The 24,777-nt window shown below is 36.9% G+C and carries 20 protein-coding genes and 1 other annotated feature; of the genes, 1 reads left to right on the plus strand and 19 read right to left on the minus strand.

Annotated elements, in window-relative coordinates; all coding sequences use genetic code 11:
• Window positions 1-42 precede the first annotated feature (42 nt).
• Window positions 43-280: a binding site (T-box leader), on the minus strand.
• A gap of 309 nt (window positions 281-589) precedes the next feature.
• From ysxE to hemA, 8 genes are all read right to left on the minus strand, one after another.
• Window positions 590-1,657 (minus strand): spore coat protein YsxE, encoded by a 1,068-nt coding sequence (gene ysxE, locus LG276_RS16975; RefSeq protein ID WP_224935834.1) that lies wholly within the window; start codon window positions 1,655-1,657, stop codon window positions 590-592.
• 110 nt (window positions 1,658-1,767) lie between these two features.
• Window positions 1,768-2,865, minus strand: coding sequence for a stage VI sporulation protein D (gene spoVID, locus LG276_RS16980; RefSeq protein ID WP_251162613.1), 1,098 nt, complete (start codon window positions 2,863-2,865; stop codon window positions 1,768-1,770).
• Between the two features lie 354 nt (window positions 2,866-3,219).
• A complete protein-coding gene (gene hemL, locus LG276_RS16985) occupies window positions 3,220-4,506 on the minus strand; it encodes a glutamate-1-semialdehyde 2,1-aminomutase (protein ID WP_404292434.1) in 1,287 nt (428 codons plus the stop codon).
• Between the two features lie 16 nt (window positions 4,507-4,522).
• Window positions 4,523-5,503, minus strand: coding sequence for a porphobilinogen synthase (gene hemB / locus LG276_RS16990; RefSeq protein ID WP_404292436.1), 981 nt, complete (start codon window positions 5,501-5,503; stop codon window positions 4,523-4,525).
• A 20-nt stretch (window positions 5,504-5,523) separates the two neighbouring features.
• On the minus strand, window positions 5,524-6,285 hold the full coding sequence (locus LG276_RS16995) for a uroporphyrinogen-III synthase (RefSeq protein ID WP_251162611.1): 762 nt from the start codon (window positions 6,283-6,285) through the stop codon (window positions 5,524-5,526).
• Window positions 6,282-7,217, minus strand: coding sequence for a hydroxymethylbilane synthase (hemC, locus tag LG276_RS17000; RefSeq protein ID WP_224935829.1), 936 nt, complete (start codon window positions 7,215-7,217; stop codon window positions 6,282-6,284). Before hemC ends, LG276_RS16995 begins: the two co-directional genes overlap by 4 nt.
• Before the next feature lie 36 nt (window positions 7,218-7,253).
• Entirely contained in the window at window positions 7,254-8,087 is an 834-nt protein-coding gene (locus LG276_RS17005; protein ID WP_095372377.1) for an inner membrane protein YpjD, read from the minus strand.
• 15 nt (window positions 8,088-8,102) lie between these two features.
• Window positions 8,103-9,443, minus strand: coding sequence for a glutamyl-tRNA reductase (hemA, locus tag LG276_RS17010; protein ID WP_224935828.1), 1,341 nt, complete (start codon window positions 9,441-9,443; stop codon window positions 8,103-8,105).
• A gap of 238 nt (window positions 9,444-9,681) precedes the next feature.
• Between hemA and LG276_RS17015 the strand changes: the two genes are divergently transcribed.
• Window positions 9,682-10,164, plus strand: coding sequence for a LiaI-LiaF-like domain-containing protein (locus tag LG276_RS17015; RefSeq protein ID WP_251162610.1), 483 nt, complete (start codon window positions 9,682-9,684; stop codon window positions 10,162-10,164).
• A gap of 81 nt (window positions 10,165-10,245) precedes the next feature.
• Here the strand turns inward: LG276_RS17015 and LG276_RS17020 are convergent, their stop codons facing one another.
• The 11 genes from LG276_RS17020 to leuC all read right to left on the minus strand — a co-directional run bounded on the left by LG276_RS17020 (window position 10,246) and on the right by leuC (window position 24,773).
• A complete protein-coding gene (locus tag LG276_RS17020; protein WP_281202221.1) occupies window positions 10,246-10,983 on the minus strand; it encodes an amino acid ABC transporter ATP-binding protein in 738 nt (245 codons plus the stop codon).
• 16 nt (window positions 10,984-10,999) lie between these two features.
• Window positions 11,000-11,650, minus strand: a complete 651-nt coding sequence (locus tag LG276_RS17025; RefSeq protein WP_224935826.1) for an amino acid ABC transporter permease — start codon at window positions 11,648-11,650, stop codon at window positions 11,000-11,002.
• Window positions 11,651-11,740: 90 nt separating this feature from the next.
• Window positions 11,741-12,523 carry a transporter substrate-binding domain-containing protein gene (locus LG276_RS17030; protein ID WP_224935825.1) on the minus strand — a complete coding sequence of 261 codons (783 nt, stop codon included), beginning with the start codon at window positions 12,521-12,523 and terminating at the stop codon, window positions 11,741-11,743.
• A 455-nt stretch (window positions 12,524-12,978) separates the two neighbouring features.
• Window positions 12,979-13,560, minus strand: coding sequence for a ribosome biogenesis GTP-binding protein YihA/YsxC (gene yihA, locus LG276_RS17035; protein ID WP_224935824.1), 582 nt, complete (start codon window positions 13,558-13,560; stop codon window positions 12,979-12,981).
• Entirely contained in the window at window positions 13,557-15,884 is a 2,328-nt protein-coding gene (gene lon, locus LG276_RS17040) for an endopeptidase La (protein ID WP_251162609.1), read from the minus strand. Before lon ends, yihA begins: the two co-directional genes overlap by 4 nt.
• Window positions 15,885-16,134: 250 nt before the next feature.
• Window positions 16,135-17,817: an ATP-dependent protease LonB gene (gene lonB, locus LG276_RS17045; RefSeq protein ID WP_224935822.1), complete on the minus strand. Its 1,683-nt coding sequence runs from the start codon at window positions 17,815-17,817 to the stop codon at window positions 16,135-16,137.
• 608 nt (window positions 17,818-18,425) lie between these two features.
• Window positions 18,426-19,691, minus strand: coding sequence for an ATP-dependent protease ATP-binding subunit ClpX (clpX, locus tag LG276_RS17050; protein WP_224935821.1), 1,266 nt, complete (start codon window positions 19,689-19,691; stop codon window positions 18,426-18,428).
• Window positions 19,692-20,139: 448 nt separating this feature from the next.
• Window positions 20,140-21,426 (minus strand): trigger factor, encoded by a 1,287-nt coding sequence (tig, locus tag LG276_RS17055; RefSeq protein ID WP_224935820.1) that lies wholly within the window; start codon window positions 21,424-21,426, stop codon window positions 20,140-20,142.
• A gap of 158 nt (window positions 21,427-21,584) precedes the next feature.
• Entirely contained in the window at window positions 21,585-22,601 is a 1,017-nt protein-coding gene (locus LG276_RS17060; protein ID WP_251162608.1) for a tetratricopeptide repeat protein, read from the minus strand.
• 159 nt (window positions 22,602-22,760) lie between these two features.
• Window positions 22,761-23,345 (minus strand): 3-isopropylmalate dehydratase small subunit, encoded by a 585-nt coding sequence (gene leuD / locus LG276_RS17065; RefSeq protein WP_251162607.1) that lies wholly within the window; start codon window positions 23,343-23,345, stop codon window positions 22,761-22,763.
• Between the two features lie 12 nt (window positions 23,346-23,357).
• Window positions 23,358-24,773, minus strand: a complete 1,416-nt coding sequence (leuC, locus tag LG276_RS17070) for a 3-isopropylmalate dehydratase large subunit (RefSeq protein ID WP_224935817.1) — start codon at window positions 24,771-24,773, stop codon at window positions 23,358-23,360.
• Window positions 24,774-24,777 lie beyond the last annotated feature (4 nt).

Consider the following 24,777-nt stretch of genomic DNA (forward strand, 5'->3'; position numbering starts at 1 on the left):
TAACAATCAAACAAAAGCAAAATAAAAAACTCCACTCGTCACAAAAAGGACGAATGGAGTTGCTTCCGCGGTACCACCTTTTTTTCAATTACCATAAACTTTAGTAATTGACTCTCGAATGGATAACGGCGTTCCCGTCTTTCGCTAATAATAGAACCTACGTTCACGAAAGAAGCTCCAGGGCGACCTTCCAATGGGTTCGCTTAGAAAATCTCACAGCAATTGATTTTCCTCTCTTAAAGCAAAGCGCCAATGTACTCTTCCCTATCAAAGCTTTTCATTTGTTTGAATATAAAGTAATACTACCTAAAAACAGTCACTATAGTCAATAAGGATGACCAATTTTTTTTATTATATACATGATAATGAAAAAAGGGAACAAACCTGTAAAAAAATTGCTCCTATTTTGAGCCTGCCTATGTATGAGGCAATTATGCGCGGGATGAGGATGCAAAAGAGAAATCCACAACCTAAATGTAAACTTTCGAGGAGAGGTAGAAAGGTATACTCCTAGATATAGACCTTGCTTTTACAGCGGGCGTTTAATTACCATTGGGATTCTCTTAAAATGAATATAGGAGCCCAGTTTTTATCCATTTTGGGCTCCTTCTTGTTCTGCATTCGCTTTCTCAGCTGCTTCTTGTGCTTGTTTTTTCTGACGCTCAATTTCATCAATTCTCATGGCCACATATTCCGTATTTTTTAATAACCAAAATTGCCTTTGTATATGCTCTACATGCTTTCTTTCATTCTTTTTTGACTTACCATTATGATATTTTTCTGCTGCGCGAATGACAGGCCCTGGATGAGCAAAATAACTTTGAAATAACAGCATTTCATCTTCTCTAAACGGATAATGCTTAAAATAAGTGTAAATCCAATCGACAGCATCGTCGGCACGCTTTGGAAAGGTTTTTAAAGACCTTGATAAGAACGGAAGAAGATCATGCATAGGTGAACTTCTCTTCGCTTCTTCAAAATTCAAAAAATAGCCATATCCGCGCTCATCATACAAGAAATGTTCGGTAGAAATTTTTCCATGTATAACAGCTGTACGAACTTTTTCCTCTTCCTTCGTTTTTTCGTACCAATCCTTTAACTTCTTGGTTGAGAAAGTTAACGCTTGAGCGATATCATTATAATATTGTGTAAACATCAATTCATAAGGAGATAAATATTCCCTAGATTCACATGTTTCAATAAAACCATCCAAAAATTCACTCTGCTTTTCCCATTCTAGTAACGTATTTTCATAATGCTCTTCACGTTCTTCCTTAGAAACTTCCACTTCTTTCGTACTTAAGACATGCAAGCGAGCAAGTTCTCTAAACATTTGTTGATGCCGTTCAAATTGATCTTCTTTAATCTCATTAGGTAGCCAAGGCATTAAATAATACAGCTTTTGGTTGTGTAAAACGGCATACCTACCATCAACCGTCGGATAAATCGGGACGATCCGGTTGTACCCCATTTGGTATAATTGTTGAATATAACGTATGAAGTCCGCACCATGATTTGCTTTTATTTTTTTCAAAGAAAAAACACCTTTGCTAGAGTAAACTTTTTGAACGCTACCAAAACTTTCGATGAAATTAGGCTCAAGTGCATAGTGTTTTAAGATTGGACCATATTTTTTTAATCTATTTTCCTTTGCCACTTAGACCACTCACTTTCCTCGCTTACCTAAACTGTGTAAGTAAACAAGTGACACTGATAAAAATGCGAGCAGACCGATGGAGATCTGCTCATAATGTGCTCCCTTACCCGCTAGTTTGTAACAGCTACAGGGATATATAAAACTTGGCCTTCATGCACTTCTTGATTCAATTCTAGTTGATTGGCTCTCATTAATGTTTGTGGTGTCACATCATATCTTTCTGAAATAAGATCAATCGTATCATTAGGCTGGACAATACATACCTTAACCTTCGTCAATTGTTCTTCATCTTCTTTACGAGCAAAAAATTCCGTCAAACTCATGCTTTTCTTGCCTTTTACTTTTTTCTTTTGTGGTTTCACTTCTTCTGAAGAGGATTCAAGCTCATCTGTCACTTCTTCAAGCTCTTGAACTGGTTTTGTTTCTTCTACTTGCTTAACCTCAAAAATCTCTTCTGCTTCCTGCTTTTTCTCTTCATATCGATTAGCTATAAAAGAAACCTCTGGCATATCAATGGGTTCTTCTTCTTGAGGCTCAAGAATAGGTAAGGATCGATTTAATACCGGTTCTTCTTCAACCACTTCTGGCTCCTGCTTCGCTTCAGCAACAAACACATCTTCATCTTTTTCATTCTCCTCTGGTAGGGAGAAGTTAATTTCTGTTTGTTCTTCTTCACGACTGGTGTCTTCTTCTTCTTCTTGATCCTGAACCGTTGAACGTTCTACCGTATCAAGCTCAAGCACGTTATTCTCATCTTCAGTATATGCCACATGCTGTTGGTCACCATACAAACCAGATATCGTCAAATTAGCATGGAGTTTCATGCAACTTCTTTCAGGAAACATATAATCAAATGACTCTACTTGGACATCAATATCATCCAATCTCTCAATACGGTTATTCGGGATCGTAATATCTACAGGAAAGTAGTGTGTAAACTCACATACCCCCTCTTCCCTTTCTTCCACAGATTGGATAAACCTTAATGTAGATGGCGGTTCATTCATACTGTCCTCGGTTGATTCATCACGATGATATTCGCCTGTTAGTTCTAGTGCACCTTGAATCGTTACATACTGCTCACTATCCTGAATCGTTATATTCGGATCAAGTGAAATCGAAAGTAATTGTGATACTTCCTGTCCTTTTTGAAACCAAACGGATTCCTCTAATGAAAACCGCAAGTTCGACGGATTTCCTTGAGACATATTCGACTCCTCCTCCCATATCATCAAAACAATAACATCTTTTCTCTTACACTTTATGAGGAGGAAAAGTGAATTATGATTACTTTACTTAGAAAGGAGCGCGTCTTCGATAGAATAACTATATTGTTAAAGAGAAATAGATTAATTTAGGTGTTGTGAATTTAAAATCTCACATCTTTCCCACTCTCCACTTTGACTATTTTTCGATGTGAGCCATTTTAATGCACCAAACTCTCTTTTTCTCATTCTGTCTACCGTTGCTCTTCTCTTTGCCCTACTCTCTAAAAGATTGACATCTTTCGATTGAGAATAAAAAAGCGAACAATTCCATTCCGGAGTTTGTTCGCTAAAAACTTATTTCAATTTCGCAAATGCCTTTTCAGCTGCGGCAATTGTTTGATCAATATCTTCATCCGTTAATGCTGTAGACAGGAATAAACCTTCAAATTGTGATGGTGGAAGGAATACGCCTTGAAGTGCCATTTCACGATAATAAGAGGCAAAGAAGTCAAGATTAGACGTTCTCGCTTGATCATAATTAATGACATCTTCATTTGTAAAAAATAGACCAATCATCGATCCTGCCCGGTTAATTGTATGTGGAATCTCATATTTTTCTGCTACTGTTCTCAAGCCTAATTCGAGTTTATCAGCTTTCTTAATAAAGTTAGCATACGTATCCGGTGTTAATTGACTTAATGTTGCATAACCTGCAGCCATCGCAAGCGGGTTACCTGATAATGTACCTGCCTGATAAATCGGGCCACTTGGTGCAACCTGCTCCATAATTTCTCGTTTACCACCGTAAGCACCAACAGGCAGTCCACCACCTATTACTTTTCCTAAGCAAGTTAAATCAGGTGTAACGCCGAAGAAACCTTGGGCACAGTTATAATCAACACGGAAACCTGTCATTACCTCATCAAAAATAAGAAGGGCACCGTATTCAGTTGTCACATCACGTAACCCTTGTAAAAATCCTTCTACTGGTGGAACAACTCCCATATTACCAGCAACAGGTTCAACAATGATGGCAGCGATATCTTCACCAAATTGTTCAAAAGCGTATTTCACACCTTCAAGATCATTGTATGGAACTGTAATCGTATTCTTTGCAATACCTTCAGGCACACCAGGACTATCAGGCAATCCAAGTGTAGCTACACCAGAACCGGCTTTAATTAAGAGAGAATCTCCATGACCGTGATAACAGCCTTCAAATTTAACTATTTTATTGCGTCCTGTGAAACCTCTAGCTAATCTTAATGCACTCATCGTTGCTTCTGTACCTGATGAAACCATACGAATCACATCAATTGAAGGAACACGATCGATGACGAGCTGTGCTAATTCATTTTCAATCAACGTTGGCGCCCCGAAACTTGTGCCATTTTCGGCAACTTCCTTCACCGCAGAAACAACTTTTTCATTAGCATGTCCTAAAATGAGTGGTCCCCATGAAAGGACATAATCAATATATTCATTACCATCAATATCATAGATTTTGGACCCTTGGCCCTTCTCCATAAAAATCGGATCCATATCAACCGATTTAAAAGCACGCACTGGGGAGTTTACTCCACCAGGCATCAATTTAACTGCTTCTTTAAATGCGGCTTGTGACTTTTCATATGAACGCATAAACATCCCTCTTTTCTTATTTGTGTGAGTTCATCCATTTGGCAGCATCTTTTGCATGATAAGTAATAATTAAATCACTACCAGCTCTTTTCATCCCTGTTAACATCTCAAGCACGATTCTTTCTTCGTCAATCCAGCCATTTTGTGCAGCGGCCTTTACCATCGAGTATTCGCCACTTACATTATAAGTAACAAGTGGTAAATTAATATTGTTTTTCACATCGCGAACAATATCAAGATAAGGCATCCCAGGCTTTACAATGAGGAAGTCTGCACCTTCCATTAAATCTGATTCTGCCTCTCTCATTGCTTCTAAGCGGTTTGCAGGGTCCATTTGGTATGATTTCCGATCACCAAATTGTGGTGTACTGCCAGCAGCATCCCTAAATGGTCCGTAAAAAGCAGACGCATATTTAACTGCATAAGACATAACAGGTATATGTTCAAAGCCTGCCTCATCAAGGCCCTCACGAATAGCGACTGTAAATCCATCCATCATATTAGAAGGAGCAATAATATCTGCGCCTGCTTTTGCTTGACTAATTGCTGTTTGCACAAGTAATTCTAATGAAGCGTCATTTAATATTTCGCCATTTTCAATCAAACCACAATGACCATGGTTAGTATACTCACAAAGACAAGTATCTGCAACGACCAAAATTTCTGGATACTTTTCCTTGATTAATCTTGTTGCTTCTTGGACAATTCCATGGTCATGATACGCCTGCGTACCACAAGCATCCTTTTCAAGAGGAACACCAAATAATAAAACAGATTGGATACCTAGAGATACAACCTCATCCATCTCTTCAGTTAAATGGTCTAATGATAAATTATAAATGCCTGGCATAGAAGGAATTTCTTTTTTTATGTCTTGTCCTTCTGCAACAAAAATTGGATAAATAAAATCCTCCACATGTAGATGTGTTTCTCTTACTAGATTGCGCATATTAGCTGTCCGACGTAAACGGCGATGACGATTAAATTGACTATCCATTTGTACTACCTCCAACTTGATTAAGAAATGACTTTTACTACTTCCTTAATTAAATGTTTAAATGTATATATAGTTGGTACAGCATGTACCTTCAAACCGTAAAATTCTGCTCTTTTTGCAGCTATTGGTCCTATACAACCGATGATACTCTTCCTTATTTGATTCTTCAAATCATGACGCTCTACGATTTCCATAAAATGATCAATCGTTGATGGGCTAGTAAATAATAGTATATCAATGCCCTCATTCAATAAACGACCCGTTAATAATTGTTTACTCTCATTAGGAAAAAAATTTTCATAAACGATTCGTTCAGTCACTCTATGCTTTGCTTCCATAAGCTTTTGCTTAATATAATCTCGGGCCAAGTTGCCCTTAGGCAAGAATATATTTTGTTCATCCCCTAAAATTGTTAAAAATTCAAGGGTAAATGTTTCAGCCACAAATTCCGTTGGTATGAAATCAGCTTTCAAGTCATATTGTGATAACTTTTCAGCTGTTTTCTTTCCTATAACGGCCAACTTCGGTAAGTTTGTCTTCTGTGACACATATGTAAAAAACACCTCAACTGACACACTGCTTGTAAAAATAATCCATTGATATTGTGTGAAATCAAGATTTTTTAAAGAATGGGCTTCTGTTGTTTCTCTAAACGAAATTAATGGGATAATTACTGGATGTCCACCAAGGGATCTGACCAAATCACCACTAGCCTCCGATTGATCTTTACTTCGGGGAATAAGGACAGACATTCCATGTAAGGCACTGTCCTCATGAATCATCCTTCGTCTAACTCCTCTTTGACAGCATCAATTAAGGCTTTTGCACCTAATTCCGATAAGTTTTCTGCTACTTGATACCCTATTGTCTCAGGATCATCACCAACAGCCATATCTTTATAAATCGTACGGCCATCTGGAGAGCCAACTAAACCAGTCAAACTTACTTCTCCATTCTCAGTTAAACGGGCAAAGCCTGCAATCGGCACTTGGCAACCACCCTCCATTTTATGAAGAAATGCACGCTCGGCCAGCACTGTTCTTTTCGTTTCCTCACAAGTGAATGCATCTAAAAGCCTTCTTAGTTCATGATCATCTTCTCTACATTCAATAGAGAGTGCACCTTGACCAACAGCTGGTAAACAAATATCTGGATCAATAAATTCTGTAACGATCTCCTTCGTCCATCCCATTCTTGATAGGCCGGCAGCAGCAAGAATAATGGCATCATATTCTTCTGTTTCAAGTTTAGCAAGACGTGTATCAATATTCCCTCGAATCCATTTAATTTCCAAATCTGGTCTTTTAGCCAAAATTTGTGAACCTCTTCTTAAACTACTTGTCCCGACAATTGCACCTGGTTTTAAGTCAGCTAATTTCACATGGCCTTTGGAAATAAGTGCATCTCGATAGTCTTCTCTTTCCGGAATACAACCAATTGTCAATCCTTCAGGTAAGACAGCTGGCATGTCCTTCATACTATGTACAGCCATGTCAATTTCCTTATCTAACATCGCTTGTTCAATTTCTTTAACGAACAGGCCTTTTCCTCCTACCTTTGAAAGGGTAACATCCAGGATTTTATCTCCTTTTGTCACAATTTCTTTTACTTCAAAGTCAACTGCAGGATTCAAACGGCGTAACTGATCAATCACCCAATTTGTTTGTGTTAACGCAAGCTTACTTCTTCTTGAACCGACAATTATTTTTCTCATGACAGCCTCCCTATTCTTTAAAACATATTCCTTTTCTTATTCATACCAGAAATGGAAAGACGATAACCTTCCAAATAAGAAAAAATTAATTAATACAACAAGGAAAGCAGCCACATTCCAAGTAGCAAGTGATTTACCACTCATTCCTCTGCCAACCTTTAAATATAAGTAAATACTATACAAAATGAGTACCAATAAGGAACCAAGCACTTTTGAATCCAACCATACCATATTTGGTAATTTCATATAAGCCCATTGTATCCCTAATATTAAACTAATCACTAACATAGGCACCCCTATACTAGCAAATAGATAAGACATTTTTTCTAGTTGTGATAAATTCGCAATTCGAATAAGCCTTGAACCCCACTTTTTCCTCTTCAACAAATCATATTGAATCAAATATAAAAGAGCAAATACAAATGACAATGAAAAAGCACCATATGAGAGAATCGCACCAATAATATGAAAAAAGAGGAGCTCAGACATCAATTGATTCGCCAGCACATCTGATTCAATCTCAATAGGCGCAAATGTATGTAAAGCCATAATAAAAAAACCAAGTACATTTGTGAAGAAAACGATAAAATCAACTTTCATAATGCGATTAATAATTAAAGAAAATGTAATAAGTACCCATGCGTAGAAGTATAAACCTTCAAATATCGTTAACACAGGGAACCTACCCGTATTCCACATATAGAGTAATAAGAATACCGTCTGTAATCCCCATACAAATGCAAGTAACCAGAAGGCGACACGATTGGCCTTCCGGTTACTTGCTAAAAAGTCAATAAAGTAGAGAAGTACACTCGCTGCATAAAGAACGACAGTAAATTCATGCAGGCGTGCCATATAGATATCAAACATGGACAGTACCCCTTTTTATGATTGAAAGGATGTCTGTTGCACCTTTACACGATCTGATTTTGGTTGTTCTTGTTTTTCGATTTGCTGAACAACAAGATCTTCTATATTAAATATTTTCACGAACAATTCTAATGCTTTATCAGCATTTTTATGTCCTGCCAATTCTTTTGCCTGTAATACAGGATCTTTCAACATTTGGTTCACAATACTCTTCGTGTGCTTGCTAACCACTTTTCTTTCACGTTCTGTTAGGTTAGGAAGCTTTCTTTCCAAACTTTTCATTGTGTCAGCCTGAATAGCAAGAGCTTTCTCTCTTAAAGCAGAGATGACAGGTACAACACCTAGAAGTTTAAGCCATTGCTTAAATTCAACGATTTCACTTTCGATTAATAATTGAATTTTCGCCGCTGCTTTTTTACGTTCTTGCAAATTCGCTTCAACAATACCTTCTAGATCATCAATATCATATAAGAAAACGCTATCTAAATCAGCGAGTGCTGGATCTAAATCACGTGGAACAGCAATATCGACCATAAATAATGGCTTACCTTTCCGCAATCTTTCTACATCTGCCATCATCTCTTTTGTAATCATATAACTGTTTGCACCTGTAGAAGAGATCACGATATCGGCTTCCACTAATGCACATTGTAATTCTTGCATTAATTTCGCTTGCCCTTCATAGCGGTGTGCTAAATTTTTCGCTTTCTCAAAAGTACGATTAATAACCGTAACATTCGCACCATTTGCATGAAGATGTTGTATCGCTAATTCGCCCATTTTACCTGCTCCAAGAATAAGTACTTGCTTATTCGTAATAAGACCGAATATTTTCTTAGCAAGCTCAACTGCAGCATAACTGACAGATACAGCATTTGCACCAATATCTGTTTCGGAATGTGCTTTTTTAGCAAATGTAATGGACTGCTTAAATAATTGGTTGAATATTGTTCCAGTTGTATGTTCAACTTGCGCTTGCAAAAAGCTAGAGCGAACTTGGCCCAAAATCTGAGTTTCTCCTAGAACCATTGAGTTTAATCCACTACCGACTTTAAATAAATGCTCTATCGCACCATCATGTTCATAAATAAAAAGAAAGGGCGAAAATTCATTTTGATCTATTTGAAACCAATCGGCTAAAAATTCTTTAATATAATATCTCCCTGTATGCAGTTGATCGACAACCGCATAGATTTCGGTCCGATTACATGTGGATAGAATTACATTTTCCAAGATGCTTTTCTTTTGTTGCAATGCTTGCATTGCTTCACCCAATTGAGAAGGATCGAATGTTAATCTTTCTCTAATTTCCACAGGGGCTGTTTTATAATTTAGACCAACGACCACGATATGCATTTTTAGTAGACCCCCCAAAAAAATTGCATAAATACATACATATATTATAACATTATCTTTACAAGCTTTTTCGAAAAAATGTGAACAGAGTATGAACACATATGATATGATATTTGAGTAGTAAATGATTACTTTAGAACTATTATAATTTGATATTTATTATCATAAACACTCCACTATGTACAATACCAAAAAACTGCCTAATATTCAAGTGTACCTAACTGAAAGTGGTGAATAAATGAAAAGTCAACGACTATTTGCCGGTATTATATTAATAGGCTACGGCTGTTTCTTTCTCATTCAGCAATTACAGGTTGAGAGTTTACAATCGTTATTGACCTGGCCAGTATTACTAGCTATTACAGGTTTGGCCTTTTTAATCCAAGCATATAGCGGTAAAGAATATAATGCTATATTTCCCGGTGTGATTCTCTTTGGGTTTGGTTTACATTTCATCATTGTTGATCGTTTAAGCATATGGCCTAATCATATTGGTGCCTTTGTCCTTATTATTGCCCTTGCCTTTTTATTATATTACTTAAAAACAGCCAATGGCCTCTTGCAAGGGTTTCTTATGTTAGTATTAGCCATTACTTTATTATTTTATGAAAAAATTTTGCAATATGCAGGTAGCTACGGTGAAATCGTTTCATACATAACGAAATTCTGGCCTGCTATTTTTATTATCATTGGCCTCTTTTTCCTTATTAAAAGAAAATAATCTATTAGAAACTTCCATTGAAAAAACGAACATATCTGCAAAGAAAATGTTCGTTTTTTTCGTTTTAGTAATTAACTCTTTTTAAAGAACAGAATCTAGGAAGCTTTTCGTTCTTTCTTCCTTTGGATGATTAAATAACTCTTCAGGATGACCGACTTCAACGATTTTACCATCATGCATATACACTGCCCAATCTGCCACTTCCCGCGCAAATCCCATTTCATGCGTGACGACAATCATCGTCATTCCTTCTTCAGCAAGTTCTTTCATTGTTGCTAACACTTCACCAACTAATTCTGGGTCTAGTGCAGAAGTTGGTTCATCAAACAGCATTACATCCGGCTTCATCGCTAATGCCCTTGCAATGGCAACACGCTGTTTTTGACCACCTGATAGTTTAGATGGGTAAACATCTTTCTTATCCGATAAGCCAACTTTATCTAAGAGTACTAACGCTTGTTCCTCTGCATCCTTTTTCGATAATTTTTTCACTTGCATCGGTGCTTCCATTATATTTTGTATGACTGTTTTATGAGGGAAGAGATGAAAGTGCTGAAACACCATTCCAACTCTCTGTCTAATTTCATTTAAGTCATGAGAGTCTTTTTCTATTACTTCACCCTCTAATGTAATTGTTCCACTATCTTTTAATTCTAGAAAGTTAAGACATCTTAGTAATGTGCTTTTACCAGAACCACTGGCACCTATTAGACAAACAACATCGCTTTCTTTTACTGTAAAATCAATATCTTTTAATACATGAAGATCACCAAAAGACTTATTTAATTTCTCTATACTAATCATAACTGATTCACTCATCTATATTCATCCCTTTCTATCGCTCACTATTAGACATTTTCTTCTCAACAAGGTTCACAATCACTGTAAATAGAAGAACAAGCACTAAATAATAGACGGCAACAATCAATAAGTAAGTCATATAATCATAATTGATTGATCCTTGTGTTGTGGCAATATTAAAGAGCTCATAGACACCTACAAACGAAGCTAGTGAAGAATCCTTTAACGCAATAATAAATTGGTTCCCGAGTGGTGGCAAAGCGCGTCTGCTTGCTTGTGGTAAAATAATTCTTCTCATTGTTAAGCCTGCACTCATCCCTAGGGAACGACCTGCCTCCATTTGACCACTTTCAATAGATTGAATGGCTCCTCTGAAAATCTCTGCAATATAGGCACCATTATGGAAAGCTAAACCTAAAACAACGGACCAAAAACCGGAAATATTTAATGAAGTTAAACCGAAATAAAAGATAAAGATTTGCACAACGAGAGGTGTTCCTCTGACTAAGAAGATATAGAGGTCCGCAATCCACTCTAATACTTTCACTTTAGATATCTTTAACATAGCAAAAAAGAGACCGATAAAAATAGCAATAAAAATTGAGACTATTGTTAATTGAAAAGTTAGGAGCATTCCCTCAAAAAACATTGGGAAGGTGTCAACAAACGTTGTTAGTATGTCCATATTTCCTCCTTAAGGTAAAATGTATTTTCTCTTTAGATACAAGAGGCGAATGCATACGCAATAAACGGAGATGCATTCGCCAACAGAAAATTATTCTTCTGATTCTACAGTAATATCTTCGCCGATATATTCCTTGCTAATTTCAGTCAAGGTTCCATCTTCATGAAGCTTCTCTAATGCATCGTTAATTTTTTCAAGTAGCTCTTCATTGTCTTTGGCTACAGCAATCGCTTGCTCACTTTTTTCTAAAAGCTGTTTTCCCTCAATATTCATACCCGCACCGATCGCTTCTTTACCTGTAACAAAATCGGTAATTACAGCATCATGCTTTCCATTAGATAAAGCCTCGAGTGCTACGACATCGCTATCATAAAACTTAATATTATCAGTAACTTCTGATACTGTTTTTTGATACGTTGTTCCTTTAGCTACAGCTACTTCAAGACCTTCTAAATCTTCTAATGTTTCTACATCACTATCCGGTCTCACATAAATTTGTGGACCTGAATAATAGTAAGGAATCGAGAAATCAACAGCTTGTAATCTTTCTTCTGTTATTGTATGACTAGCAACAGCCGCATCAAAACGTCCTGATTTTACACCTTCAACAATTCCACCGAATTTAAATTTTTGCTGCACTGGTTCTAGTCCTAGCTCTTTTGCAACTGCTTCTGCTACTTCAATGTCGAAACCTGTCATTGAACCATCATCTTGCGTTACACTAAATGGATTAAATTCTCCCGATGAAGCATAAGTGAATTTCCCTTCCTCTGCTAAATCCATTCCTCCACTACTCGCTTCTTCATTTGAGCCACATGCAGCTAATACAGCTACAGATGCAGCAACAATCATTCCCTTAAGTATCTTTTTCACTAGTAAAATATCCCCCTTGTATGTTCTTTTTTCATATACGCTATCAACCTTACCACTCTTACAAATTATTCTCAAAATTCATATTTTATGATATTTTAAGATATAAAACTGTAAGAAAGTCTCACACATCCCTCTTATACTCTATCCTCCTTATTAAACATGTATCCTCCTATATCATCTCTATTACTAAGTATAGCGGGAGAAGGGCTCACTTGATTCAAGTGAAATTATGTAAACCGAAATTTACGTACATAGTCTAATTTCCCTAAATTCAGAAAAATAAACGTAAACTTCAAAAAATGATTAACTTTTCACTTATTTTGATAACCATTGAATACTACCAAGATGAAAGATATAGCAAATGAAATCATTAACAAAAAAAAGGCGAACAAATCCGGCTTCATCCGGTTTGTTCGCCTTTTTAAATGTTTGTTTGATATTAACCTTGAACCCGGTTACATCAATCCTTTCATAGCGGCCCATGCTTCTTCTTTCCCTTTTCCTGTTTCTGAAGAGAACAAGATAAGGGAGTCACTAGGGTCAACATCAAGGGTTTCTCTCGTCACTTTAATATGTTTCTGCCATTTCGATTTTGGTACTTTATCAGCTTTTGTGGCAATAATGATACAAGGAATCTCATAATGTTTAAGGAATTCATACATCATAACATCATCTTTAGTAGGCTGATGTCTTAAATCCACAATCAGAACAACCGCTCGTAATTGTTCTCGAGAAGTGAGGTATGTCTCAATCATTTTCCCCCATGCTTCTCTTTCTTTTTTTGACACTTTTGCATAGCCATATCCTGGTACATCAACAAAATGTAAGATTTCATTAATAAGATAAAAGTTTAATGTTTGCGTTTTTCCTGGCTTAGAAGATATTCTTGCTAATCCTTTACGATTCAACATTTTATTAATAAAAGAAGATTTTCCTACATTCGATCGACCTGCTAATGCGAATTCTGGTAACTCTACATCTGGATATTGCTCAGGCTTTACGGCACTGATGACAATATCTGAACTTACAACCTTCATTGTTCCACCCCGTCTACTAACGCTGCTTTAAGCACTTCATCTACATGGGATACAAGCACAAATGAAAGTTCCTCACGAATCGATTCTGGAATATCATCTATATCCTTTTCATTATCTTTTGGTAAGATAATTTTCGTTAATCCCGCCCGATGAGCACTTAGTGATTTCTCCTTTAATCCACCGATAGGTAAGACACGACCACGCAACGTTACTTCACCTGTCATTCCTACTTCTCTTCTAATTGGTACACCGGTTAATGCTGAAACAAGTGCAGTAGTCATTGTGATTCCTGCAGATGGACCATCTTTAGGAACAGCCCCTTCTGGAACGTGAATATGAATATCGAATTTCTCATGAAAGTTCTCATCAATCCCTAATTCCTTCGCATTTGAACGCACATAACTAAAAGCTGCTTGAGCGGATTCTTTCATCACATCACCAAGTTTACCAGTTAAGACTAACTTGCCTTTACCTTTTGATAAAGAGACTTCGATTTGAAGTGTATCTCCGCCTACAGTTGTATAAGCAAGTCCTGTAGCGATACCGACTTGATCCTCTAATTCAGCTTGGCCGTATCTAAAACGTTTCTTACCTAAGAAATCTTCAAGTGATTTCGCCGTAACTACTACTCTTTTTTTCGTCTCTGATACAATAATTTTTGCCGTTTTTCTACAAATACTAGCCAGTTGACGTTCTAAACTCCTAACACCAGCTTCTCTAGTATAATAACGAACAACAGCTTGAACAGCATCATCTCTCACTTGCAATTGAGATTTCGAAAGACCATGCTCTTTAATTTGTTTTGGCAAAAGATGGTCCTTGGCAATATGAAGCTTCTCATGTTCTGTATAACCAGCAATTGAAATGACTTCCATGCGATCTAATAATGGTCCTGGAATTGTACTTAAATTGTTAGCCGTAGCAATGAACATAACTTTCGATAAATCATATGTCTCTTCAATATAGTGATCACTGAAGTTATGATTTTGCTCAGGATCTAATACTTCAAGCATTGCTGATGAAGGGTCTCCACGAAAATCATTAGACATTTTATCAATCTCATCTAATAAAAATACTGGATTGACTGTTCCTGCTTTTTTCATCCCCTGGATCACTCTACCAGGCATTGCGCCAACATATGTTCTTCGATGACCGCGAATTTCTGATTCATCACGGACACCACCTAAAGATACCCGGACAAAATTTCGGTTGAGTGAGGAGGCGATTGATTTCGCGAGACTTGTTTTCCCTACACCCGGAGGTCCAACGAGACAGAGGATAGGGCCTTTTAAAGAGTTCGTTAACTGTTGAACCGCCAAATACTCAAGCACTCTCTCTTTTACTTTCTCTAAACCATAATGATCTCGATCAAGGATTTTCTCTGCTTTGTTGATGTTTAAATCATCGACCGTTTCTTTAGACCAAGGTATAGCTAATAGCCAATCGATATAATTACGAATAACAGAGCTCTCTGCCGAACTAGAAGGAACCTTTTCGTAACGATTTAACTCTTTTAATGCAGTATTTTCTACATTACTAGGCATATTTGCTTCTGTGATTTTCGCTTTTAAATCTGCAATTTCTCCTGTTTTACCTTCTTTATCACCTAATTCGGTTTGAATGGCTTTCATCTGTTCGCGCAAATAATATTCTTTCTGCGTTCTTTCCATCGATTTCTTTACTCGATTACCGATTTTCTTTTCTAAATTAAGCACTTCTTTTTCGTTATGAATAATGCTGATCACACGATTCAAACGATCTTTTATATTAATCGTCTCCAAGATTTCCTGTTTCTCTTTAAGTTTTAAAGGAAGATGAGAAGCAATAATATCAGCTAAACGACCGGGTTCTTCAATATCTGTAACAGATGTAAATGTTTCTGTTGATATTTTTTTAGATACTTTTATGTATTGTTCAAAATGACTTAAAAGAGTACGCATTAATGCTTGGTCTTCTACATCGCGAGATTCAGACTCATCGAATGCTTCAACTTTTACTGAAAAATAGTCTTCATCATCTAAAACCTCTGCTATTTTTGCACGTTTAAGTCCTTCTACTAGTACACGAATCGTACCATTGGGCAATTTGAGCATCTGTTTTACCCGAGTAAGAGTACCTAAATGATATAAATCATTGCTGTCAGGCTCATCTATAGAAATGTCCTTTTGTGTTGTTAAAAAGATTAAATGGTCATCTACCATTGCTTTTTCAAGTGCTTGTACTGATTTATCACGACCTACATCTAAGTGCAGGACCATTGTAGGATAAACGAGCAAACCTCGAAGCGGCAGGAGGGGGACGATGATCTCTTTCTTATTCGTCATATACTTGCACCTCCAAAATGCATATGTATCAAGATTTCAATTCATTTTCTTTGTACAATTTTATCTTATTTACTTCACAGTGTCGACTTTTTTAATCTAGTTCGTTTGCGAAAAGAGTTAAAAAGTACAACCGTTTTGTTTGTTTTCTTCATTTCTAGCTTGACAATTACTTATTTCATTCCCTATTTATAGGACTTTAAAACGAAGGGAATGAAAAACTCCGGCAGTTGTTGCCGAAGTTATTAGTACCTCACATACTTTCCTTTTTAGCAAGATCAATCGCTGACGCATCTAGTGGTGAAATTAACGGCTTTTCATGTTGATATTCTTTGTGAAGGGCGAACTCGAACACCTCATTCAACGTTTTAACGGTAACAATTTGAATTCCTTCCACCTCATTTAATATCGATTGCATATTCTCTTCAGGGATAATAACCGTCTTTGCACCAGCTTTTTTAGCAGCTTTTACTTTTGGATATACTCCGCCAATAGGCTTAACGGCACCATGAATACTAATTTCTCCTGTCATTGCCACTGTATTGTCTATTGGATGTTTATAAATAGCTGAATAAATACCTGTAGCCATTGCAATCCCAGCAGATGGTCCATCAATCGGCACACCACCAGGGAAGTTCACATGAATATCATAATCATCTGCAGGTACACCCATTGAGCGAAGAACTGTAATCACATTCTCAATTGAGCCACGTGCCATACTCTTTCTTCGAATTGATTTTCCTTGTCCGCCAATACTTTCTTCTTCTACAATTCCTGTAATATTAATTGATCCTTTTTCTTTAGCAGGAATCACAGTAACTTCAATCTCTAATAAAGCACCGGAATTAGGTCCATGAACAGCCAAGCCATTAACTAAACCAACCTTTGCTGTTTCTCCGATTTTTCTTTCCATTCTCGGCACTAACTGACTTGATTGGATAACCCACTCGACATCTTCGTCCTTAATATAATCGCGCTCTTCTTGTATTGCAAGACTCGCCGTCGTTTGTACTAAGTTGACTGATTCACGGCCGTTTCTTGCATAAGATGCTAATGTTTGTAAAGCTTGTTCACTTATTTTTAAGTTCACTTTATCGGCTGCCTTTTTAGCAACTTCTGCGATTTCTTCTTCGGTTAATTCCCGGAAAAACACTTCCATACAACGTGAACGAATAGCTGGAGGCAATTCATTAGGTGTTCTTGTTGTCGCACCCACTAACCGAAAATCTGCCGGTAAACCATTTTTAAAGATATCATGTATATGAGAAGGAATTTGCATATTTTCTTCATTATAATAAGCGCTTTCAAGGTATACTTTGCGATCTTCTAACACTTTTAACAACTTATTCATTTGAATAGAATGTAACTCCCCAATTTCATCTATAAACAAGACCCCACCATGGGCATTTGTGACTGCTCCTTGTTTTGGTTGTGGGATTCCTGCCTGCCCCATTGCTCCTGCCCCTTGATAAATCGGATCATGTACAGATCCAATAAGTGGATCAGCAATCCCCCTTTCATCAAAGCGAGCGGTTGTCGCATCTAGTTCAATAAAGACTGAGGATGGTTTAAATGGTGATTTTTGATTTTTCTTTGCTTCTTCTAATACTAATCTGGCTGCAGCTGTTTTACCTACTCCAGGAGGCCCATAAATAATGACATGCTGAGGATTTGGTCCACAAAGTGCCGCTTTAAGTGATTTTATGCCATCTTCTTGACCTACAATATCATCAAAGGTCGTTGGCCTAACTTTCTCTGACAGAGGTTCTGACAGTTTTATTGACCTCATCTTCTTTAATTGATCCATTTCTTTACGAGACTCTCTATCAATAGAGACTTTTTGTGTACGTTGGTTTTTAAGTAAGTTCCAAAAATAGAGCCCAATAACAATCCCAAAAAATAGCTGTACAAACAATGCAATTCCCGTCCAACTCATCCTATTCCCTCCTGAACATTTTCTTGCTGTTAATGGATAGTATCTCCTGCGCAAAGTTGGAATAAACAAGAATTTTAAATTCAATGAGAGGAAGCTTATGGTTGTTTTAGCATTTATTATAGTTTAGTAAAAAAGGAAATCAATGAAATAAATTTTGCCTTTTGTTTAGCTGTAATTGTGATACATAAGAAAGTGGTATATTCTTTTCATCTACTGTTTAACCTCTAGTAATAAACCTCGATCGTACTGTAATTAACAAGTTTTACTATTTTTTACGGATTTATTATTTTACGTTAAAAGAACCCACAGCTTACCTTGACTATAAGGTCTTTTTCGAGTGAGTTGGTTTGTTCAGCCATCTTTGTGGTTTTCACGTTGGATGTACGAGCTAATTGACTTTGTCTGCTATCTTTGACATTTCCACTCTACATGCACGAGCTAATCGACTTTCCTCTGCTATCTTTGCGATTTCCACTCTACAATTACGAGCCACTACCGTTTACTCCGTAGATGGGGCGAAATTACTTATCTTTTTTCTCTATCGTCCTTCACCCTTTTTGTTGGAGTAATAGAAAAGGAACTAAACCGAAGTTTAGTTCCTTTCAAACTTATGCAGACGTTTTTCTTTCTTCTTTCACAATGGTACCGTCTTCAAGTAATAGCTTTGGTGAACCATTCTCAAGGACCGTATCTTTTGTAATGATACATTTTTTAATATCTTCACGAGAAGGTAAATCAAACATGACATCAAGCATGATTCCTTCAATAATTGAACGTAATCCACGGGCACCTGTTTTTCTTTCAATTGCCTTCTTAGCAATTTCGATTAGTGCCTCATCCTCGAATTCTAACTCAACATCATCTAATTCAAGCATTTTTTGGAATTGTTTTACTAAAGCATTTTTCGGCTTAGTTAAAATTTCAATTAATGCTTCTTCATCTAATGGTGTTAAGCTTGCAATAACCGGTAGACGACCAATAAATTCAGGAATTAAACCGAAACGCAATAAGTCCTCTGGTAAAACTTTAGATAGCAACTCATTTTGTTCAAGTTCTTTCTGCTTATTATCCGAACCGAAACCGATCACTTTTTGACCTAAACGGCGTTTAATGATTTGTTCGATCCCATCGAAGGCACCACCGCAAATAAATAAGATGTTCGTCGTATCAATTTGAATAAATTCTTGATGCGGATGTTTTCTTCCACCTTGTGGAGGTACGCTGGCAACAGTGCCTTCAAGAATTTTCAATAATGCTTGTTGCACACCTTCACCAGATACATCTCTTGTAATCGACGGATTTTCTGACTTACGTGCCACTTTATCAATCTCATCAATATAAATAATGCCTTTTTCAGCCTTTTCCACGTCATAGTCAGCAGATTGGATAAGCTTTAGGAGAATATTCTCAACATCTTCACCAACATAACCTGCTTCTGTTAATGAAGTCGCATCTGCAATTGCGAATGGTACATTTAGAATTCTTGCTAAAGTTTGAGCTAGTAAAGTTTTACCACTTCCTGTTGGCCCAATCATTGCAATATTACTTTTTGCCAGTTCTACATCATCTACTTTACTGTTCGAATTAATTCGTTTGTAATGATTGTAAACTGCTACAGCTAGGTTTTTCTTTGCTTGGTCTTGACCAATTACATATTCATCGAGAATGTCGCGAATCTCGGACGGCTTTGGCACATCCTTAAATTCAACTTCTTCCTCTGTTCCAAGTTCTTCTTCCACAATCTCGGTGCATAATTCAATACATTCGTCACAAATGTAAACACCAGGACCAGCTACTAGCTTACGAACTTGATCTTGTGTTTTCCCACAGAAGGAACACTTTAATTGACCTTTTTCATCATTAAATTTAAACAAATCCTTCACCCCTTGATCAAACTTCTAAGCGATATATCTTCTGCGAACTTTTGTTTATCATTAGCTAAATATTTGAGCCAATTCACTCGCCAGTTCTTATTAAAAACGCTTGATAAAAACTAACCTTTAAGTTATGTATTGCATTGTAACACACTTCAGCAAAAGACAGGAAATAATAACACTTACCTCTAAGTTATGTACGTAATACGTTATTCATGATTCGCAGAAGGAAATCACTCAATAAAACTTGTACTTCCATAAGCATGTCCATTTTTATGCCCATCCATAAGTGGAATTTTTTTCAGGCAGTTATGTATGTGATAAGGTATCCTGCTTTTGCCGTACTGCTATTATGTATTATCTAAAATTGTAGAAAACAAGGCACGATGTGATCGCGCCTTGTTATGTTTAAGTTCCGGGTTGCTACCGTTACTTTGTTATATTCATTTTAAACAGTTTTACTATTTTCTACAAGTAAATCGATTGCTTTTTTCGCTTTAATATCAGATTGTAAACCATCAAGGCTACCACCAAGCGCCATTTGAATATTTTCAGCTGTCATATTATACATTTCAGCCATTTTATTTACTTCTTCGTTTATTTCATCTTCAGAAACTTCGATGTTTTCTGCAGCAGCAATTGCTTCAAGAGTTAAGTTAATACGCACGCGCTTCTCTGCGTCAACTTTCATTTGCTCACGTAATGCAGACTCATCTTGTCCAGAGAATTGATAATAAAGCTCAAGGTTCATACCTTGCATTTGTATACGTTGTTCGAATTCTTGCATCATGCGATCTAATTCAGTATCAACCATTGCAGCTGGAATATCAATTGTCGTGTTTTCTGCTGCTTTTTCTACTACAGTATCACGCACATGGTGCTCTGCTTCATGGTTTTTACTATCAACTAGTTGTTTCTTCGTTTTTTCTTTTAGTGCATCTAATGTTTCAACTTCTTCATCTACATCTTTAGCGAATTCATCATCTAATGCAGGAAGTTCTTTTGTTTTGATTTCATGTACAGTCGTTTTGAATACTGCTTTTTTACCCGCAAGCTCAGCAGCGTGATATTCTTCTGGGAACGTAACATTTACTTCTTTAGATTCTCCAGCAGAAACACCAATTAATTCTTCTTCAAAACCTGGAATGAATTGTCCAGAACCAAGTTCTAATGAGAAGTTATCACCTTTTCCACCTTCGAATGCTTCTCCATCAACGAAACCTTCAAAGTCGATAACAACTGTATCACCTTGTTCTGCTGTACCTTCTTCTTTAACAACAAGCTCAGCTTGTTTTTCTTGTAGGCCTTTTAATTCGTTTTCTACATCTTCATCCGTTACTTCTGTATCGAATTTTTCTACTTCAAGGCCTTTATATTCGCCAAGTTCTACTTCAGGTTTTACAGTTACTTTCGCAGTGAAAATAAGCGCTTTACCTTTTTCAATTTGTTCTACATCGATTTCAGGACGATCAACTGGCTCAATGCCTGTTTCATCAATTGCATTTGCATACGCTTCTGGCAAAAGAAAATCAACTGCATCTTGGTATAAAGACTCAACACCAAAGCGTTTTTCAAATAGGCTGCGAGGCATTTTACCTTTTCTGAAGCCAGGAACATTTACTTGTTTAACTACTTTTTTAAATGCAGCGTCTAAACCTTCGTTTAACTTCTCTGCATCTACTTCAATTGTAAGAACCCCTTGGTTCCCTTCTAACTTTTCAAATTTAGCAGACATACTATTATTTCCCTCCAAAATCTATGATCATTTCATTCACAGCAAATAGAATGAATATGTCTAATCGATTATTCATTTATATAAGGTGAATCAGCTTTCTATCCACATAATACAACCATTATATTATAACATAACGTCTCTAGCTTTCAACAATGAGACTATATTTTAGGATAAGAAAATTCTTCTATTGCTTCAATATAAGTAATAGCTGCATGATAATCCTCTTCTTCGACACAATATTTCTCAAGCATCTCATCCACAGCAAGGTCCATTCCTAGGTAATCAATTGCAAGAGTATGATAAGCTGCAGACCATGTTTCAATCGAAAAAGGTTCTAATTCTATCGGATACATGAGAAATAAATGACGGTTCACAAGAGAGGCAGCATGTTCAAGTAAAATGGGGTCATCTTGCTCCATTTTCTCTTCTAACACTTTGAGCATTTCAACCCTTTGTTGGAAATGCTCAAAGTCCGGCAAATGTGCAGGAACGAAACTTTTTATATTACCCATTTTTTCAACAATAACTTCCTTATTATATAGATGTTGTTTTAACACATCGAGAAGTAATGTCTTAAAGAAGGGATGTCCCTCCTCAGATCGTAAATAGAAAAGGATTTCTTTTACATTGTGCACAATATTCTTTTCTGCCAATTCTTTAGCGAGCATCATCTGTTCTTGTTGATCTTTTATTTCAAAAAGCTGTAGGTAAGTTTCCGAGTCGTCCTCTACCTCACTGGACTTTATATCTGCTTCAGCCATTCTACGGCTGAATTCTAACAACCGACTAAAATGTTCAAATTTTTCATGAGGTACTTTATTCTCTTCAAATAAGTATTCAATAGTGGTCACAATTTCATCGTAGCGATGTAATTGTACTAATATCATCAAATACATATCTACCACTTGAAGGTAGTCACCTATCCCATTATGGAGCATGTATTCCGCTTGTTTTTGCGCATGTTGCAATTGACCTGATTCAAAAAAGGCAAGCACAAGACCTGTTTGAATATCTTCATCCTTATCATTTAGCTCTGAAGCTTCTGTTAAGAATTCTACTGCCTCTTGAAACTCCCTACGGTGTAGAGCCTCTAACCCTTTCTCTAATAAACGCCTATCTAAAAAGGGAAAGGGAATCACTTTATTTTTTTTGTCATCACGATTATGTTTTGTCATTTTGCCTACGTCCCTTTAATTCCTTATTTAGAGGTAAGTGTAGCATGAAAAGAGAAAAATGCAAAAGGATTGTGCCATTGAGAGGTTTAGCGGAAAAACTTCATAAAAAAATGAGCCCTATATACAATGCATACGGGCTCACAAGTAATGATTCATTTCTTATCTTAATGCTTGTTCATATGCAGTGATGTGATCAGCTAATTGCAAGGTAATTTCAATCTCATCCCACCCATTCATTAGCATCGTTTTCCAATAAGCATCAATTTCAAATGATACTTGGAACCCTGTTTCATCACCAATCGTTTGCTTCTCTAGATTCACTTCTAATTGATAAGGCTGTTGTTTGCCTTTTTCAAGTAATTGCACAATTTGCTCCTTTGGTAACGCAATCGGTAACACACCATTTTTCAAGCAATTCTGATGAAAAATATCTGCGAAGGATGGTGCTAATATCACTTTGAACCCATAATCTAGAAGGGCCCACGGAGCATGCTCCCTAGACGACCCACATCCGAAGTTCTCATTTGCAATTAAAATCGATGCATGTTGATTTTTATCTTGATTCAGTTCAAATGTTGGGTTTAAACTACCATCTGCCATATAACGCCATTCATAGAACAAATATTGACCAAAGCCCGTTTTTTCAATTCGTTTTAGAAATTGCTTAGGAATAATCTGATCTGTATCTACATTGGCACGGTCAAATGCAATCGCTTTTTCCTTTAAAGTTTTAAATCCAGTCATCTACTCCGCTCCCTATCTTACTGGTTGTCTTTCAACCATTTTTCTAACATCGACAAAATGACCATGAATAGCTGCTGCTGCAGCCATAATTGGACTGACTAAATGAGTTCTCGCTCCAGATCCTTGCCGACCCTCAAAATTCCGATTAGATGTGGAAGCACAATGTTCACCGCTAGGGACAATATCATTATTCATACTCAAACACATACTGCAACCCGAATCTCTCCATTCAAACCCAGCTTCTCTAAAAATTTCATCTAGACCTTCTTCTTCTGCAAGCGACTTGACCGTTTGTGAACCTGGCACAACTAGTGCTCGCACATCAGGATGAACTTTATTGCCTTTGATTACAGAAGCAGCCTCACGTAGATCTTCTAGTCGTGAATTGGTACAAGAACCGATAAATACATGTTGAATCTGAATATCTTCTATTTTCTGTCCTTCCTCTAGTCCCATGTATTTAAGAGCACTCTCAAGTGATTTCTTTTCCACGGCTGTTTCATAATCACTTGATGTAGGAATTGAATCAGTAACTTTAGAGGTCATCGCTGGGTTTGTCCCCCAGCTAACCATTGGGGCAATATTGGCTGCATCCATAGTAATCACACGATCATAAGTTGCATCTTCATCCGACACTAATGATTGCCATTTTGTCACTAGCTGTTCAAAGGCTTCCCCTGTTGGGACATACTTACGTCCTCTTAAGTAAGAAAATGTTGTTTCATCAGGGTTCACTAATCCAGCCCTCGCGCCACCTTCTATCGACATATTACAAATCGTCATCCGCTCTTCCATAGACATATGATCAATTACTTCTCCCGTATATTCAATGACATGTCCTGTTCCAAAATCAAACCCATATTGAGAAAGAACATATAGGATAACATCTTTTGCTGATACACCTTGTTGCCTTTTGCCATTGATTTCGATTTTTAGCGTTTTCGGTTTTTGGCGCCAGATGGTTTGTGTGGCTAACACATGCTCCACCTCACTTGTACCGATACCGAATGCAATTGAGCCGAATGCACCGTGTGTGGATGTATGACTATCTCCACATACAATTGTCATCCCTGGTTGCGTTAGGCCTAATTCCGGACCAATGACATGAACAATTCCTTGGTCTGGATGATCAATTCCTGCTAGTGGTATTTGGAACTCTTCACAGTTTTTTTCTAGTGTTGTCATCTGGTTTAATGCAATCTTATCATTAATGACTTTACGATTATCTGTTGGGATATTATGATCCATCGTAGCGAAGGTTTTATCTGGTCTTCTAACCGTTCTTCCTTTCATTCTTAAGCCAGAAAACGCTTGCGGCGATGTTACTTCATGCACTAAATGCAGATCAATGTACAATAAGTCCGGCTTTCCCTCTTCTTGATGAACAATATGTTGTTCCCATATTTTCTCTATAATTGATTGCCCCATTAAT

Source organism: Cytobacillus kochii, from assembly GCF_044790165.1.
GTDB lineage: Bacteria > Bacillota > Bacilli > Bacillales > Cytobacillaceae > Cytobacillus > Cytobacillus kochii.